Annotated in this window: 12 protein-coding genes and 1 pseudogene; 4 read left to right on the plus strand and 9 right to left on the minus strand. The window is 67.3% G+C overall.

The window, feature by feature from the left end:
* The 5 genes and pseudogenes from DPV74_RS31285 to DPV74_RS31305 all read right to left on the minus strand — a co-directional run.
* Positions 1-296, minus strand: a pseudogene (locus DPV74_RS31285) (hypothetical protein); the annotation flags it as partial.
* Positions 297-337: 41 nt separating this feature from the next.
* Complete coding sequence (gene ubiE / locus DPV74_RS31290) at positions 338-1,069, minus strand: bifunctional demethylmenaquinone methyltransferase/2-methoxy-6-polyprenyl-1,4-benzoquinol methylase UbiE (RefSeq protein WP_027789150.1); 732 nt, start codon at positions 1,067-1,069, stop codon at positions 338-340.
* Positions 1,070-1,122: 53 nt separating this feature from the next.
* Positions 1,123-1,536 (minus strand): gamma-butyrobetaine hydroxylase-like domain-containing protein, encoded by a 414-nt coding sequence (locus tag DPV74_RS31295; RefSeq protein WP_021161323.1) that lies wholly within the window; start codon positions 1,534-1,536, stop codon positions 1,123-1,125.
* Complete coding sequence (locus DPV74_RS31300; RefSeq protein WP_021161324.1) at positions 1,533-1,976, minus strand: HIT family protein; 444 nt, start codon at positions 1,974-1,976, stop codon at positions 1,533-1,535. The genes DPV74_RS31295 and DPV74_RS31300 overlap by 4 nt, the downstream gene beginning before the upstream one ends.
* A gap of 85 nt (positions 1,977-2,061) precedes the next feature.
* On the minus strand, positions 2,062-6,087 hold the full coding sequence (locus DPV74_RS31305) for a DUF3683 domain-containing protein (RefSeq protein WP_119338586.1): 4,026 nt from the start codon (positions 6,085-6,087) through the stop codon (positions 2,062-2,064).
* A gap of 576 nt (positions 6,088-6,663) precedes the next feature.
* Between DPV74_RS31305 and ilvA the strand changes: the two genes are divergently transcribed.
* Together ilvA and queF are read left to right on the plus strand one after the other, a co-directional pair.
* A complete protein-coding gene (ilvA, locus tag DPV74_RS31310) occupies positions 6,664-8,187 on the plus strand; it encodes a threonine ammonia-lyase, biosynthetic (protein ID WP_027789147.1) in 1,524 nt (507 codons plus the stop codon).
* A gap of 11 nt (positions 8,188-8,198) precedes the next feature.
* The gene (gene queF / locus DPV74_RS31315; protein WP_027789146.1) at positions 8,199-9,023 is read left to right on the plus strand and encodes an NADPH-dependent 7-cyano-7-deazaguanine reductase QueF; all 825 of its coding nucleotides are present in this window, start codon (positions 8,199-8,201) and stop codon (positions 9,021-9,023) included.
* 135 nt (positions 9,024-9,158) lie between these two features.
* Here the strand turns inward: queF and DPV74_RS31320 are convergent, their stop codons facing one another.
* The 4 genes from DPV74_RS31320 to DPV74_RS31335 all read right to left on the minus strand — a co-directional run bounded on the left by DPV74_RS31320 (position 9,159) and on the right by DPV74_RS31335 (position 12,686).
* Positions 9,159-9,578, minus strand: coding sequence for a VOC family protein (locus tag DPV74_RS31320; RefSeq protein ID WP_119338587.1), 420 nt, complete (start codon positions 9,576-9,578; stop codon positions 9,159-9,161).
* A 174-nt stretch (positions 9,579-9,752) separates the two neighbouring features.
* Positions 9,753-10,139: a RidA family protein gene (locus DPV74_RS31325; RefSeq protein WP_119338588.1), complete on the minus strand. Its 387-nt coding sequence runs from the start codon at positions 10,137-10,139 to the stop codon at positions 9,753-9,755.
* 124 nt (positions 10,140-10,263) lie between these two features.
* Positions 10,264-11,745 (minus strand): amidohydrolase family protein, encoded by a 1,482-nt coding sequence (locus DPV74_RS31330; protein WP_119338589.1) that lies wholly within the window; start codon positions 11,743-11,745, stop codon positions 10,264-10,266.
* Between the two features lie 2 nt (positions 11,746-11,747).
* Positions 11,748-12,686 carry a MurR/RpiR family transcriptional regulator gene (locus DPV74_RS31335; protein WP_119338590.1) on the minus strand — a complete coding sequence of 313 codons (939 nt, stop codon included), beginning with the start codon at positions 12,684-12,686 and terminating at the stop codon, positions 11,748-11,750.
* A gap of 119 nt (positions 12,687-12,805) precedes the next feature.
* Between DPV74_RS31335 and DPV74_RS31340 the strand changes: the two genes are divergently transcribed.
* Entirely contained in the window at positions 12,806-14,086 is a 1,281-nt protein-coding gene (locus DPV74_RS31340; protein WP_027789142.1) for an amino acid deaminase, read from the plus strand.
* A 157-nt stretch (positions 14,087-14,243) separates the two neighbouring features.
* Positions 14,244-14,825 (plus strand): DJ-1/PfpI family protein, encoded by a 582-nt coding sequence (locus DPV74_RS31345; RefSeq protein WP_021161332.1) that lies wholly within the window; start codon positions 14,244-14,246, stop codon positions 14,823-14,825.
* Positions 14,826-14,889: the final 64 nt, after the last annotated feature.

A 14,889-nucleotide genomic window follows, 5' to 3' on the forward strand; every position in this document is an offset into this window, starting at 1 on the left:
AGCCAGCGCGAGCGGTTGGGCTGCGCGGCCGGCGCGGGCGCAGCCGGGTTCGCACGCTGCGCCTGCGACGGCGCGGCCTGCTGCATCGGCTGCTGCGCAGGCGGCGTGGCCTGACGCTGCGTGACGGTGGAATTCTGGCGGCCGATGCTGCGCCCGCCGCCCATGCGCTTGGCTTCAGCGTCGAGCGATGCGAACGTGCCGGCCGTGAGCAGGCCGACCATCAGCAGTGTGCCGACTCGCCGAGCCCACGGCTTCGACGGCTTGCTACGGTTGAACAACGAACGCGTTTCGGACATCAGCTTCTCCAGATGTAAGACAAATGTATGGAAAGAGCCCCTTAGTACTTGGCTCCCATGTGTAAAGCTACCACGCCACCTGACAAATTGTAATATTTGACGGCATCGAGGCCCGCTTGTTCCATCATCGTCTTCAGCGTGTCCTGATCGGGGTGCATCCGGATAGATTCAGCAAGATACCGGTAACTTTCAGCATCTTTCGCGAACTTGTCGCCAAGCCACGGTAATACTTTGAAAGAATACAGATCGTACGCCTTTTTCAGCGGATCCCAGACTTTCGAGAATTCCAGCACCATCACGCGGCCGCCCGGCTTCGTCACGCGGCGCATCTCCGCCAGCGCGGCATCCTTGTGCGTCATGTTGCGCAGCCCGAACGCGACCGTGACCAGATCGAAGTAGTTGTCCGGAAAGGGGATTTTCTCCGCGTCGCACAGCAGCGACGGCGTCACGATGCCCTTGTCGAGCAGCCGGTCGCGACCGACGCGCAGCATCGATTCGTTGATGTCCGTGTGCCAGACCTCGCCCGTCGGCCCGGCTGCCTTCGCGAACGCCTTGGTCAGGTCGCCGGTGCCGGCCGCGATGTCGAGCACCTTGAAGCCGGGACGCACGTTCGCCTGCGCGATCGTGAACGCCTTCCACGCGCGGTGCATGCCCGCCGACATCAGGTCGTTCATCAGATCGTAGTTGCTCGCGACCGAATGGAACACACCCGCCACTTTCTTCGCTTTTTCGTTTTCCTCGACGCTTTCGAAGCCGAAGTGGGTTTTGCTCATCGCGTTGATCCTCAGTAAATGGCAAGACGGCGCCGAGCGGGCGCCGTCGAATTTCAGTGGCAGTGGCCGTGCGACGCGGAGGCTGCCTGCATCGGGGCGTCGCGCTCGACGCCCGCTGCCTTCAGTTTGTCGAAATAGTCGCGCCACAGCGCGTCCTGCTGCGTGGCCAGCTCGTACAGCAGGTCCCACGAGTAGATGCCGGTCGAATGGCCGTCGGAAAACGTCGGCTGCAGCGCGTAGTTGCCAACGCCCTCGAGCGCGGTGATCGTCACCTCGCGCTTGCCGGTCTGCAGCGTCTCCTGGCCGGGCCCGTGGCCGCGCACCTCGGCCGACGGCGAATACACGCGCATCAGCTCGAACGGAATCCGGTAGCTTTCACCGTTCGGGTACTGCAATTCGAGCACGCGCGATACCGCGTGCACGACGACGCCGGACGGAATCGGCGTCGTGGAAGTCAAACCGCTCATGGCTGCCTCGAATCGGTCATGCGTTGAATTTCCTCGCGCACCGCATTGTGCAGCAGCGAGGCCTGCGCCGCGCGCGTGCGCAGCAGCGCCTCGGACACGCTGCGCTGGCGCGGCGCCCAGACGGGCTGCGGGAAGTGGGCGTCGTTGGAAAAGCGCGGGATCACGTGCCAGTGCACGTGCGGCACCATGTTGCCGAGGCTCGCGAGATTCACCTTGTTCGGCTGCATCACGCGGCGCACGGCCCGCTCGACCGCGTAGACCACGCGCATCAGGTGGGCCCGCTCGGGCTCGCCGAGATCGGAGAATTCCGCTACGTGCGTGCCCCAGATCACCCGGCAGAAGCCCGGATACTCGTGCTCGCCCGTCGCGAGGACGACGCGCAGCGCATCGTCCTGCCAGAGCACCTCGCCGCCGTCTTCACGGCAAAACACGCATTCCATCGTCGCTCCCATGTGGACGGGCGCCGGCATTGCCGCGCCGGCGCCCGCTCATCCCCAGCCCGGTCGGGCGGTCGTCATGCCCGCATTAGACCAGCACGCGCTCGATCCCGCCATTGTTCGCGCGTGCGACATAATCGGCCATCCAGTTCTCGCCGAGCACCTGGCGCGCGATTTCGACCACGATGTAGTCGGCTTCGAGGTTCGCATCCTCGCCGTAGCGCGACAGGCCCTGCAGGCATGACGGGCAGCTCGTCAGGATCTTCACGTCCGGGCCGTTCGCGGCCGCGGCGGCTGGCGCCGGCGCAGCGCCGGCCACCACGGGAATCGCACGCAGCTTCGCGGCGCCCTTGCGGATCTCCTCTTCCTTGCGGAAGCGGACCTGCGTCGACACGTCCGGGCGCGTGACCGCGAGCGTGCCCGACTCGCCGCAGCAGCGGTCGTTCTTCTCGATCTTGTAGCCGTCCTTCTCCGCGCCCATCAGCTCGTTGACGAGCTTCACCGGGTCCATCGTCTTGATCGGCGTATGGCACGGGTCGTGATACATGTAGCGCGTGCCCGTCACGCCGTCGAGCTTCATCCCCTTCTCGAGCAGGAACTCGTGGATGTCGATGATCCGGCAGCCCGGGAAGATCTTGTCGAATTCGTAGCCGGCGAGCTGGTCGTAGCAGGTGCCGCACGACACGACCACCGTCTTGATATCGAGGTAGTTCAGCGTGTTCGCGACCCGGTGGAACAGCACGCGGTTGTCGGTGACGATCTTCTCGGCCTTGTCGTACTGGCCCGAGCCGCGCTGCGGATAGCCGCAGCACAGGTAGCCCGGCGGCAGCACGGTCTGCACGCCCGCCTCCCACAGCATCGCCTGCGTCGCGAGGCCGACCTGCGAGAACAAACGCTCGGAGCCGCAACCCGGGAAGTAGAACACCGCTTCCGAATCGACGGTCGTCGACTTCGGGTTGCGGATGATCGGCACGATCTTGTTGTCCTCGATGTCGAGCAGCGCGCGTGCCGTCTTCTTCGGCAGGTTGCCCGGCATCTTCTTGTTGACGAAGTGGATCACCTGCTCGACGACGGGCGGCTTGCCCACCGTCGCCGGCGGGTGCTGCGTCTGCTTCTTCACGACGTTCTTCAGCATGTCGTTCGCGAAGCGCTGCACCTTGTAGCCGACGCCCATCATCACGCTGCGCGCGGCGTTGATCGTCTGCGGGTTGGTCGCGTTCAGGAAGAACATGCCCGCCGCATTGCCGGCGTTGAATTTCTTCTTGCCCATCTTGCGCAACAGGTTGCGCATGTTCATCGTGACGTCGCCGAAATCGATCTTCACCGGGCACGGCGTCGCGCACTTGTGGCACACCGTGCAGTGGTCGGCCACGTCGTTGAACTCGTCCCAGTGCTTGATCGACACGCCGCGGCGCGTCTGTTCCTCATACAGGAACGCCTCGACCAGCAGCGACGTCGCGAGGATCTTGTTACGCGGGCTGTACAGCAGGTTCGCGCGCGGCACGTGCGTCGCGCACACCGGCTTGCACTTGCCGCAGCGCAGGCAGTCCTTCACCGAATCGGCGATCGCGCCGATGTCGGACTGCTTCATGATCAGCGACTCGTATCCCATCAGCCCGAAGCTCGGTGTATAGGCGTTGCGCAGATCGGCGCCTTCGAGCAGCTTGCCCTTGTTGAAACGGCCGTTCGGGTCGACGCGTTGCTTGTACGCGCGGAATTCGGCGATCTCGTCGTCGGTCAGGAACTCGAGCTTCGTGATGCCGATGCCGTGCTCGCCGGAAATCACGCCGTCGAGCGAACGCGCGAGCGTCATGATGCGCGCGACCGCCGCGTGGGCGTCCTGCAGCATCTCGTAGTTGTCGGAGTTGACCGGCAGGTTGGTGTGGACGTTGCCGTCGCCCGCGTGCATGTGCAGCGCGACGAACACGCGGCCGCGCAGCACCTGCTTGTGGATCGCCTGCGCTTCGTCGAGGATCTGCTTGAACGCGCCGCCGTTGAAGATCGCGCGCAGCTCCGCGCGGATCTCCTGCTTCCACGAGATGCGCACCGTGCGGTCCTGCGTGACGTGGAACACGGTCGCGCCCGGCTGCTCGTCCGCGCGGTCGGCGAACTTCTCGGCGAGCGCCTCGTAACCGAGTTGCACGAGGTAGTGCTGCGCCTCGCGCAGCGGCTGGTCGAGGCGGTCGCGCACGAACTCCCAGCGCGCGCGCACGCGCTTGAGCAGCTCCAGTGCCTGCTGGACGCGATCCTCGAGCAGTTCGGCGCTCGGGATCTCGTTCGCGTCGTCGGTCTTGCCGAGCGGCAGGTTGCCGCCGCGGAAAAACGCTTCCAGCGCGTCGACCAGCTGCAGCTTGTTCTTCAGCGACAGCTCGATGTTGATCCGCTCGATGCCGTCGGTGTACTCGCCCATCCGGTTCAACGGGATGACGACGTCTTCGTTGATCTTGAACGCGTTCGTGTGCTTCGCGATCGCGGCCGTGCGGCTGCGGTCGAGCCAGAAGCGCTTGCGCGCCTCCGCGCTGATCGCGACGAAGCCTTCGCCGCTCTTGCCGTTCGCCATCCGGATCACTTCGGACGTCGCGTGCGCGACCGCGTCGGCGTCATCGCCGACGATGTCGCCGATCAGCACCATCTTGGGGAATGCGTTGCGCTTGCTCTTGGTCGCGTAGCCGACCGCGCGCAGGTAGCGCTCGTCGAGGTGCTCGAGGCCCGCGAGGATCGCGCCGCCCTGCTTCGACGTCTCGAACAGGTAGTCCTTGATCTCGACGATGCTCGGGATCGCCTCGCGCGCCTGGCCGAAGAATTCCAGGCAGACGGTGCGGGTGTGCGCCGGCATCTTGTGCAGCACCCAGCGCGCGGACGTGATCAGCCCGTCGCAGCCTTCCTTCTGCACGCCCGGCAGGCCGGCCAGGAACTTGTCGGTCACGTCCTTGCCGAGGCCTTCCTTGCGGAACCGGCGGCCCTCGATCTCGAGCATCTCGCTCTTCAGCAGCTTCTCGCCCGGCGCATATGCGCCGTCGAACCACTTCAGCTCGAAACGCGCGACCGCGATGTCGTGGATCTTGCCCTGGTTGTGCTCGTGGCGCGTGACTTCGAGCCAGTTGCCGTCCGGGTCGACCATCCGCCACCAGGCCAGGTTGTCGAGCGCGGTGCCCCACAGCACGGCCTTCTTGCCGCCCGCGTTCATCGCGACGTTGCCGCCGATGCACGATGCGTCGAGCGAGGTCGGATCGACCGCGAACACATAGCCGGCCGCTTCCGCGGCTTCCGTCACGCGGCGCGTGACGACGCCCGCGCCGGAGAAGATCGTCGGCACCTTGTGCGCGACGCCCGGCAGCTCGGTCAGCTCGACCGCGCCGAGCTGTTCGAGCTTCTCGGTGTTGATCACCGCGGAGAACGGCGTGAGCGGCACCGCGCCGCCCGTGTAGCCGGTGCCGCCGCCGCGCGGGATCACGGTCAGGCCGAGCTCGAAGCAGGCCTTGATCAGGCCGGCGATCTCGGCTTCGGTATCGGGGGTGAGCACGACGAACGGGTATTCGACCCGCCAGTCGGTCGCGTCGGTCACGTGCGACACGCGCGACAGTCCGTCGAAACGGATGTTGTCCTTCTGCGTGCAGCGGCCGAGCGCCTTGGTCGCGCGGCGGCGCAGGTCGGCCATCTTCTCGAATTCGTCGGCGAACTCGTTGACCGCGCGCTGCGCGGCGGTTTCGAGCATCTCGACGCGCGATGCGCGTTCGCGGCCCGCGTCGTCGCGGTGCTCGGTGAGATCCGCGCTGCGGCGCTTGCCGATTTCGGTCAGCCGGTGGTTCAGCGCCTCGATCAGCAACGCGCGGCGCTTCGGGTTGTCGAGCAGGTCGTCCTGCAGGTACGGATTGCGGCGCACGACCCAGATGTCGCCGAGCACTTCATACAGCATCCGTGCCGAGCGGCCCGTACGGCGCTCGGCGCGCAGCTCGTCGAGCACCGACCACGCCTCTTCGCCGAGCAGGCGGATCACGATCTCGCGATCCGAGAAGGACGTGTAGTTGTAGGGAATCTCGCGCAACCGGGGCGCGGGGTCGGCGGCGACGGCGGCTGCCGCGCCATGCGGATCGAAAACTTGTGGTGCGTTCATGTTCGGACGACTCGGAGGGCCGATACACCGTGCACGGGCGTCGGCAAGCGCGTGGGCGCAATCTTGGGGAAATCTGTTCTGTTACCAGGCGCGCGGCTGTCCTTCATGGGGCCGGAGCGGGCGGAGATTCGCCCCTCCTGGCCGGCGACAGGGCCTGGCGGCACTCGATCATCAGCACGATCGCGCGCGGCGCGCATGCCGTTCCGCCGCGGGGCTGGCTGCGCGCGGCGTCGGCTTCAACGGTGCGATCCGAGGGTGCCTCTGCATCTTCCGAATCCTTGATTCAAAACGGAATTCTAACCCATGATCGGGCCACGCGTGACACGTCGGACAGGTCGTGGGGCTATCGCCGCGAGCCGCGCCAGGCCTGGCTCGGCGCGATTTCACGCGGTCATTCGCCGTCCGTCCGGTCGGTAACCACGCGGTTAAGCCGGTAAAAAAGGCCGCGCAACGTCGCCGACGCATCGTCCGCACGGCCCCGCGGGCGTGCGCCCGGCATGCCGCTTGCGTACAGGCGGACCCTTGGCGCTATCATTGATCCTTTACCGTCTGCTACCGCACTGCACGCGAGCGCCCATGGCATCCCACGATTACCTGAAGAAAATCCTCACCGCGCGCGTCTACGACGTCGCGATCGAGACGGAGCTCGAATCCGCCCGCAACCTGTCCGCCCGGCTGCGCAACGCCGTCTACCTCAAGCGCGAGGACAACCAGCCGGTGTTCTCGTTCAAGCTGCGCGGCGCATACAACAAGATGGCGCACATTCCGGCGGACGCGCTCGCGCGCGGCGTGATTACGGCATCGGCCGGCAACCACGCGCAGGGTGTCGCGTTCTCGGCGGCCCGGATGGGCGTCAAGGCCGTGATCGTCGTGCCCGTCACGACGCCGCAGGTGAAGGTCGATGCGGTGCGCGCGCACGGCGGCCCGAGCGTCGAGGTGATCCAGGCCGGGGAGTCGTACAGCGACGCGTACGCATACGCGGTCAAGGTGCAGGAGGAGCGCGGCCTCACGTTCGTCCATCCGTTCGACGATCCGTACGTGATCGCCGGCCAGGGCACGATCGCGATGGAGATCCTGCGCCAGCACCAGGGCCCGATCCACGCGATCTTCGTGCCGATCGGCGGCGGCGGGCTCGCGTCCGGCGTCGCGGCCTACGTGAAGGCGGTGCGACCGGAGATCAAGGTGATCGGCGTGCAGGCCGAGGATTCGTGCGCGATGGCGCAGTCGCTCGACGCGGGCAAGCGCGTCGAGCTGAGCGAGGTCGGCCTGTTCGCGGACGGTACCGCCGTGAAGCTGGTCGGCGAGGAAACCTTCCGGCTCTGCAGCGAATACCTCGACGGCGTCCTGACGGTGAACACCGACGCGCTGTGCGCGGCGATCAAGGACGTCTTCCAGGACACGCGCAGCGTGCTCGAGCCGTCCGGCGCGCTCGCGGTCGCGGGCGCGAAGCTCTACGCGGAACGCGAAGGCATCGAGAACCAGACGCTCGTCGCGGTCACGTCCGGCGCGAACATGAACTTCGACCGGATGCGCTTCGTCGCCGAGCGCGCGGAAGTGGGCGAGGCGCGCGAAGCCGTGTTCGCGGTCACGATCCCCGAGGAACGCGGCAGCTTCAAGCGGTTCTGCTCGCTCGTCGGCGACCGCAACGTCACCGAGTTCAACTACCGGATCGCCGATGCGCAGGCCGCGCACATCTTCGTCGGCGTGCAGATCAAGCGCCGCGGCGAATCGGCCGAGATCGCCGCGAACTTCGAATCGCACGGCTTCAAGTCCGTCGACCTGACGCACGACGAGCTGTCGAAGGAACACATCCGCTACATGGTCGGCGGCCGTTCGCCGCTCGCGCTCGACGAGCGCCTGTTCCGCTTCGAGTTCCCGGAACGGCCGGGCGCGCTGATGAAGTTCCTGTCGTCGATGGCGCCGGACTGGAACATCAGCCTGTTCCATTACCGCAACCAGGGCGCGGACTACAGCTCGATCCTCGTCGGGCTGCAGGTACCGCAGGCCGATCGCGCCGAATTCGAACGCTTCCTCGCGGCACTCGGCTATCCGTATGTCGAAGAGAGCGCCAACCCGGCTTACCGCCTCTTCCTGTCGTAAAGGCGTCACGCATGAATCCCGAACATTCCCCGCTCGGCAAGGCCACCGTCTACGCGGCCCAGTACGACGCGTCGCTGCTGTTCCCGATCCCGCGCGCCGGCGCGCGCGAGCAGCTCGGCATCGCGTCGGCGCTGCCGTTCTTCGGCACCGACATCTGGAACGCATACGAGCTGTCCTGGCTCAACGCGCGCGGCAAGCCGCAGATTGCGGTTGCGACCTTCTACGTGCCGGCCGAATCGCCGAACATCGTCGAATCGAAGTCGTTCAAGCTGTATCTCGGCTCGTTCGCGCAGACGAAATTCGACTCGATCGACGCGGTGCGCGACACGCTGAAGCGCGACGTGTCGGCCGCGTGCGGGGCGAGCGTCGCCGTGCAGCTCGTGTCGCCGCACGATTTCGGCAAGCTCGAAATGGACGAACTCGACGGTCTGTCGCTCGACCGGCTCGACCTCGACACCGACGTGTACGAACCCGATCCGTCGCTGCTGTCGGCGGCCGTCGACGAAGCGCCGGTCGAGGAGACGCTCGTGTCCGACCTGCTGCGCTCGAACTGCCCGGTCACCGGCCAGCCCGACTGGGGCAGCGTGCAGATTCACTACGTCGGGCCGCAGATCGACCACGCGGGCCTGCTGCGCTACATCATCTCGTTCCGCAACCACACGGGCTTTCACGAGCAGTGCGTCGAGCGGATCTTCCTCGACATCCTGCACGCGTGCAAACCGGTGAAGCTCGCGGTGTATGCGCGCTATACGCGCCGCGGCGGGCTCGACATCAACCCGTTCCGCACGAACTACAACCAGCCGATGCCGGACAACGCGCGCAACGCGCGGCAGTGACGGCGGCGGGTGGCCGCCGCAGCTTGCCTTTTGCCGCCGGCGACGCGCGGCCGCCACCCCAAATACAACAGCCCGACCGGAATCAACCGGCCGGGCTGTTTTTCATTGCGCGGGAAAAGCGCGAACGAACGACGATCACCCGCTCACCGGCCGCTCCGGCAGGATCTCCACCAGGCGCAACAGGTATCCGTCAGGATCCTGCACCAGCATCTCGATCTGGCCATGCTCGATCTCGCCCTCCCGATACCAGGACGTGCGCGGCTCGACGAACAGCGGCACGCGCGCGGCGCGGATCCTGTCGAGAATGGGGTCGAGCGCCTCGACCTCGATCTGAAAATTGATCCCGCGCCCGAACGGCGGCTCCAGCGGGCCGGTCAGCCAGCCCTCCGCGCTGTACTGCTCGAGCATCAGCTGAGCCCGGCCGATTTCCAGATACGCGAAGCCGTCTTCCGGACGTTCGAAGCGAATCCGGAATCCCAGCACGTCACGATAGAAGCGCACGCTTCCGGCGAGGTCCGAGCAGATCAGCTCCGGCACCAGCGCAGCCCATTCCATGTATTTCCCCTCCGTACGATCACGCAGCACATTACATGAACGGGCGGGTGGCGTTGCGGCGGTTGCCGCCGTGGCGCACCGGGCAACAATCGAACCGTGCGCGACATACGACAAAACGGGCCCGGCGCACGTGAATGCGCCGGGCCCGTTCTGGAGCGGCTCGCCGTTGCGGCGTTACTTCGCCGGCGCCTTGTACGCGATGCAGTCGACCTCGACCTTGCAGTCGATGACCATGCTCGACTGCACGCACGCGCGTGCCGGCGGATGCTCGCCGAAGTACGACACGAACACCTTGTTGAACGACGCGAAATCGCGTGCGTCGTCGAGCCACACGCCGCAGCGCACGACGTGCTCGAGGCCGTAGCCGGCTTCCTTCAGGATCGCGATCACGTTCTCGATCGTCTGCCTCGACTGCGTGACGATCCCGCCTTCGACGACCTCGCCGTTCACCATCGGCGTCTGGCCCGACACGTACAGCCAGCCGTCGGCCTCGACCGCGCGTGCGAACGGCATCACCTGGCCGCCCGTCCCCTTCGCTTCGCCTACGCCATATCGCTTCATCGTTTCACTCCTTGTTTGTCGACCGCCTCGACGCTTCAGCGCCGGCGCCGGTCCCATGCAACGCACGGTTGCGGATGCGCGCGCCGACGACGGCGCGCGCGGCAGATCGGAACAACAACCGCGTTCAGAACGCGGCGTCGGCACTCGCCGGCACGCGCTCGCCGCGTGCGACGAAGCCGCCGGCGCGCTCGCCGGTCGGCTGGCCGTTTTCGTAGGTCAGCACGCCGTTCACCCACACGGCGTCGATCCCGTGCGCGGGCTGCTGCGGCTTCTCGAACGTCGCGGCGTCGATCACGCGCGCCGGGTCGAACAGCACGAGGTCGGCGTGGTAGCCCACATGCACCTCGCCGCGCCGCGCGATGCCGTAGCGGCGCGCGGACAGCGACGTCATCTTGCGGATCGCCTCCTCGAGCGGCAGCAGGTTCGTGTCGCGCACGTAGTGGCCGAGCACGCGCGGGAACGCGCCCCACAGCCGCGGGTGCGGCAGCGGATCGTTCGGCAGGCCGTCGGAGCCCACCATCGTCGCCGGGTGCGACAGGATCCGGCGCACGTCCTCCTCGGACATGTTGTGGTACACGGCGCCCGCCGGGCGGATGCGCTGCGCGGCTTCCTGCTCGGTCACGCCCCAGTCGGCCGCGATCGCCTTCAGCAGCTTGCCCGCCGCTTCCGGGTGCGGCTCCGACCAGGTGATCGTGATGTCGATGTCGCCCGTCACCTGCTTCAGGTCGAGCGTCGACGAGCTGCGGCTGTACGGATAGCAGTCGCAGCCGACCGGCTGGTAGCGGCGCGCGCCTTCGAGCGACGCGAGCACTTCGGTGCTGCGCCCCCAGTTCGACGGGCCCGCGCACTTCAGGTGCGAGATCACGACCGGCACGCGCGCATGGCGGCCGACCTGGTACGCCTCTTCCATTGCATCGAGGATCGCGTCGAATTCGGTGCGCATGTGCGTCGTGTACAACGCGCCGGCGTTCGCGAGCGGCTCGGCGAGCGCCATCACCTCTTCAGTCGGCGCCGCGAACGCGGAGCCGTACGCGAGGCCCGACGACAGGCCGAGCGCGCCGTTCGCGAGCGCCTCCTCGAGCTGCGCGCGCATCCCGGCGATCTCGCCGTCGGTCGCCGCGCGGTCGAGGCGGTCCATCTGGTTGTTGCGCAGCGCCGTGTGGCCGACGAGCGCCGCGACGTTCACGGCCGGACGCGCGTCGTTCACGGCCGCGACGTAGTCGGCGAAGGTCGGGTACTGGAACGCGCCGCGCTCGCCGAGCAGGTTCATCGGATCGGGCGGATCGCCCGCGAGCGTCACCGGCGACGCGCTGATCCCGCAGTTGCCGACGATCACGGTCGTCACGCCCTGCGAGATCTTCGGCACCATCTGCGGCGCGCGGATCACGTGCGTGTCGTCGTGCGTGTGCACGTCGACGAAGCCCGGCGCGAGCGCACGGCCGTTCGCATCGACGACGGTCTCGGCGAGCCAGTTCGACAGGTTGCCGATCGCCGCGATCACGCCGTTGCGGATCGCGACGTCGCGCGTGACGGGCGGCGCGCCGGTACCGTCGTAAAGCTGCGCGCCGACGATCAGCGTATCGGCGGCTTCGGGATGCGAATGCATGGTCAGTCTCCTACCGGTTGACGGTCTCCGCCGCCGCGGTGCGCATCGAGCGCGTGCTTGATGCGACGCAGCGATTCCCGGCCCGCATCGCCGAGCCGCAACGCGACTCCGGTGACGAGCACGTCGATCGCCATCATCATCGCGTAGCGCGATGTCGACGGCTTGTAAATGAAATCGGTTTCGAACGCGACGACCGGGATCAGGTGGTCGGCCAGCTTCGCGAGCGGCGAGGCCGGCGCGGTGATCGCGATCAGCTTCGCGCCGTAGCGCTTCGCAAGCCGGCAGCTCTCGAGCAGCTCGGGCACGCGCCCGCTCACCGACAGCGCGACGACGACGGTGTCGCGCGACAGCGTCGCGGCCACCATCCGCTGCAGCAGGCTGTCCTGGTAGCTCGCGACCGGCCGGCCGAAGCGCACGAGCCGGAAACGCAGCTCGTCGGCGAGCGCGGTCGAGCCGCCGCCCTGCCCGTACACATAGGTCATCTTCGCGCCGGCGAGCAGGTCGGCCGCTTCCTCGAACAACGTATTGCGCAGCAACTGGTGGTTGTGCGCGAGCGCCACGCGGATCTCGTCGTAGACCATCGACGCGGGGCTCGTATCGTCGGTCGGCGCGTCGTCGGACGGCACGAGAAAGCGCTGGCCGACGGCCGCCGCCTGCGCGACCAGCACCTTCAGTTCGCGCACGTCGCGGCAGCCGACGGCCTTCGCGAAACGCGTGACCGTCGCGACGCTGACCTCCGCGTCGCGCGCGAGCGCGCCGATGCTCGCATGTGCGGCGCGTGCCAGATCGGCGAGGATGAACGCGGCGACCTTGCGCTCGGCTTCGCGCAGCTCGGGCGCGCATTCGGCGATCCGCGCGACGATGTCGAGGACCGGCGGGGCGGCCGATGCCGGATAGGGCTCGGCTGCGTGCGGAGCGGACGGATTGGCGGGCGTATTCATCTGCGGAAAAGGGTGCGAAGCTCGATGTTACTAAATAACATCACCGCGCAGATGCTACTTTCTGTACCATCTGCGTGTCAACTTCAGTGCAATGCATAGTGATGATGGAGCGGGATGACATGAAAGTTACAAACTATCAGGAAGCGACGATCGATCCGTTCGGCAAGGGCCTCGGCAATCTGCCGAGCGCGAGCGTGCCGCTCGGCGACGCGGGCCGCCTCGAGTGGAACCTGCTCGCGGAAGACGTCAGCCTGCCGGCCGCCGTGCTTTACGAGGATCGCATCGAACACAACCTGAACTGGATGCAGGCATTCGTCCAGAAGTACGGCGTCAAGTTTGCGCCGCACGGCAAGACGACGATGGCGCCGCAACTGTTCCGCCGCCAGCTCGATGCCGGCGCGTGGGGCATCACGCTCGCGACCGCGCACCAGACGCAGGCCGCGTATCACGGCGGCGTGCGGCGCGTGCTGCTCGCGAACCAGCTGGTCGGCCGCCAGAACATGACGATCATCGCGGGGCTGCTGTCCGATCCCGACTTCGAATTCTTCTGCCTCGTCGATTCCGCGGAGAGCGTCGACCAGCTCGGCCGCTTCTTCGGCGCACTGAAGAAGCCGCTGAACGTGCTGCTCGAGCTCGGCGTGCCGGGCGGCCGCGCGGGCGTGCGCGATGCCGCGCAGCGCGAGGCCGTGCTCGCCGCGATCGCGCGCTATCCGGACACGCTGAAGCTGGCCGGCATCGAACTCTACGAAGGCGTGCTGAAGGAGGAAGGCGAGATCCGCACGTTCCTGCAGGAAGCGGTCGCGCTCACGCGCGAACTGGCCGAGGCGGGCCGCTTCGCGCGTACGCCGGCGATCCTGTCCGGCGCAGGTTCGGCGTGGTACGACGTGGTCGCGGAAGAATTCGCGAAGGCGTCCGACGCGGGCTTCGCGGAAGTCGTGCTGCGTCCGGGCTGTTACCTGACGCACGATGTCGGCATCTACAAGAAGGCGCAGACCGACGTGTTCGCGCGCAACCCGATCGCACGCACGATGGGCGAAGGGCTGCTGCCCGCGCTGCAGTTGTGGGCCTACGTGCAGTCGGTGCCCGAGGCCGACCGTGCGATCGTCGCGCTCGGCAAGCGCGACGCGGCGTTCGACGCGGGGCTGCCGGAGCCGGCGCGCCACTTCCGCCCGGGCCGCGACACCGCCCCGCGCGACGTCGTCGCCGCCGAAGGCTGGGCCGTCACCGGGATGATGGACCAGCACGCGTACCTGCAGATCCCGCCGGGCGCGGACGTGAAGGTCGGCGACATGGTCGCGTTCGACATCTCGCACCCGTGCCTGACGTTCGACAAGTGGCGCCAGGTGCTCGTGCTCGATCCGCAGTTCCGCGTGACGGAAGTCGTCGAAACCTTCTTCTGACGCAGGTCGCGCGCACCGCCCCGCCGCTCGCGCGGGGCGGCCGTCACGCGCGCTTCAAGCGGCCGGAGTACACTGCGCTTTCGTCCTCGGGGCCCCGGGCGGGCATGGCATTCGTCTGCCGCGGCGGGCCCTCAACGCAGCTCCACTGGAGAAAGCCATGGCCGCGAAGAAGATCCTGTTCCTGACCGGCGATTTCGCCGAAGACTACGAAACGATGGTGCCGTTCCAGGCGCTGCAGGCGGTCGGCCACCACGTCGATGCAGTCTGCCCGGGCAAACGCGCGGGCGACAAGATCAAGACCGCGATCCACGATTTCGAAGGCGACCAGACCTACACCGAGAAGCCCGGCCACCAGTTCACGCTGAACGCGGCATTCGACGACGTCGACGCCTCGCGCTACGACGCGCTCGCGATCGCGGGCGGCCGTGCCCCCGAATACCTGCGACTCGATCCGAAGGTGATCTCGCTCGTGCGCGAGTTCGCCGAAGCCGGCAAGCCGATCGCCGCGATCTGCCACGCGGCGCAACTGCTCGCGGCGGCCGACGTGATCCGCGGCAAGCGCATCTCGGCCTACCCGGCCTGCGCGCCCGAGGTGAAGCTCGCGGGCGGCGAATATGCGGACATCCCGGTCGACGCAGCCGTGACCGACGCGCCGTTCGTCACCGCGCCCGCGTGGCCCGCGCATCCGGCCTGGCTCGCGCAGTTCCTCGCGCTGCTGGGCACGCGCATCGAGCTTTGAACCCGCAGGAAATCGAGATGAGATGAAGTGCCGGGGCGGCGCAGGTCGGCGTATTCACGCCGAC

Source organism: Burkholderia sp. HAN2018, assembly GCF_024704855.1.
GTDB classification, from domain to species: domain Bacteria; phylum Pseudomonadota; class Gammaproteobacteria; order Burkholderiales; family Burkholderiaceae; genus Burkholderia; species Burkholderia cepacia.

Bases quoted from the DNA above. Each gene is read 5' to 3' on its own strand.
- ubiE (WP_027789150.1), bottom strand. From the start codon at position 1,069: ATGAGCAAAACCCACTTCGGCTTCGAAAGCGTCGAGGAAAACGAAAAA.
- DPV74_RS31295 (WP_021161323.1), bottom strand. From the start codon at position 1,536: ATGAGCGGTTTGACTTCCACGACGCCGATTCCGTCCGGCGTCGTCGTG.
- DPV74_RS31300 (WP_021161324.1), bottom strand. From the start codon at position 1,976: ATGGAATGCGTGTTTTGCCGTGAAGACGGCGGCGAGGTGCTCTGGCAG.
- DPV74_RS31305 (WP_119338586.1), bottom strand. From the start codon at position 6,087: ATGAACGCACCACAAGTTTTCGATCCGCATGGCGCGGCAGCCGCCGTC.
- ilvA (WP_027789147.1), top strand. From the start codon at position 6,664: ATGGCATCCCACGATTACCTGAAGAAAATCCTCACCGCGCGCGTCTAC.
- queF (WP_027789146.1), top strand. From the start codon at position 8,199: ATGAATCCCGAACATTCCCCGCTCGGCAAGGCCACCGTCTACGCGGCC.
- DPV74_RS31320 (WP_119338587.1), bottom strand. From the start codon at position 9,578: ATGGAATGGGCTGCGCTGGTGCCGGAGCTGATCTGCTCGGACCTCGCC.
- DPV74_RS31325 (WP_119338588.1), bottom strand. From the start codon at position 10,139: ATGAAGCGATATGGCGTAGGCGAAGCGAAGGGGACGGGCGGCCAGGTG.
- DPV74_RS31330 (WP_119338589.1), bottom strand. From the start codon at position 11,745: ATGCATTCGCATCCCGAAGCCGCCGATACGCTGATCGTCGGCGCGCAG.
- DPV74_RS31335 (WP_119338590.1), bottom strand. From the start codon at position 12,686: ATGAATACGCCCGCCAATCCGTCCGCTCCGCACGCAGCCGAGCCCTAT.
- DPV74_RS31340 (WP_027789142.1), top strand. From the start codon at position 12,806: ATGAAAGTTACAAACTATCAGGAAGCGACGATCGATCCGTTCGGCAAG.
- DPV74_RS31345 (WP_021161332.1), top strand. From the start codon at position 14,244: ATGGCCGCGAAGAAGATCCTGTTCCTGACCGGCGATTTCGCCGAAGAC.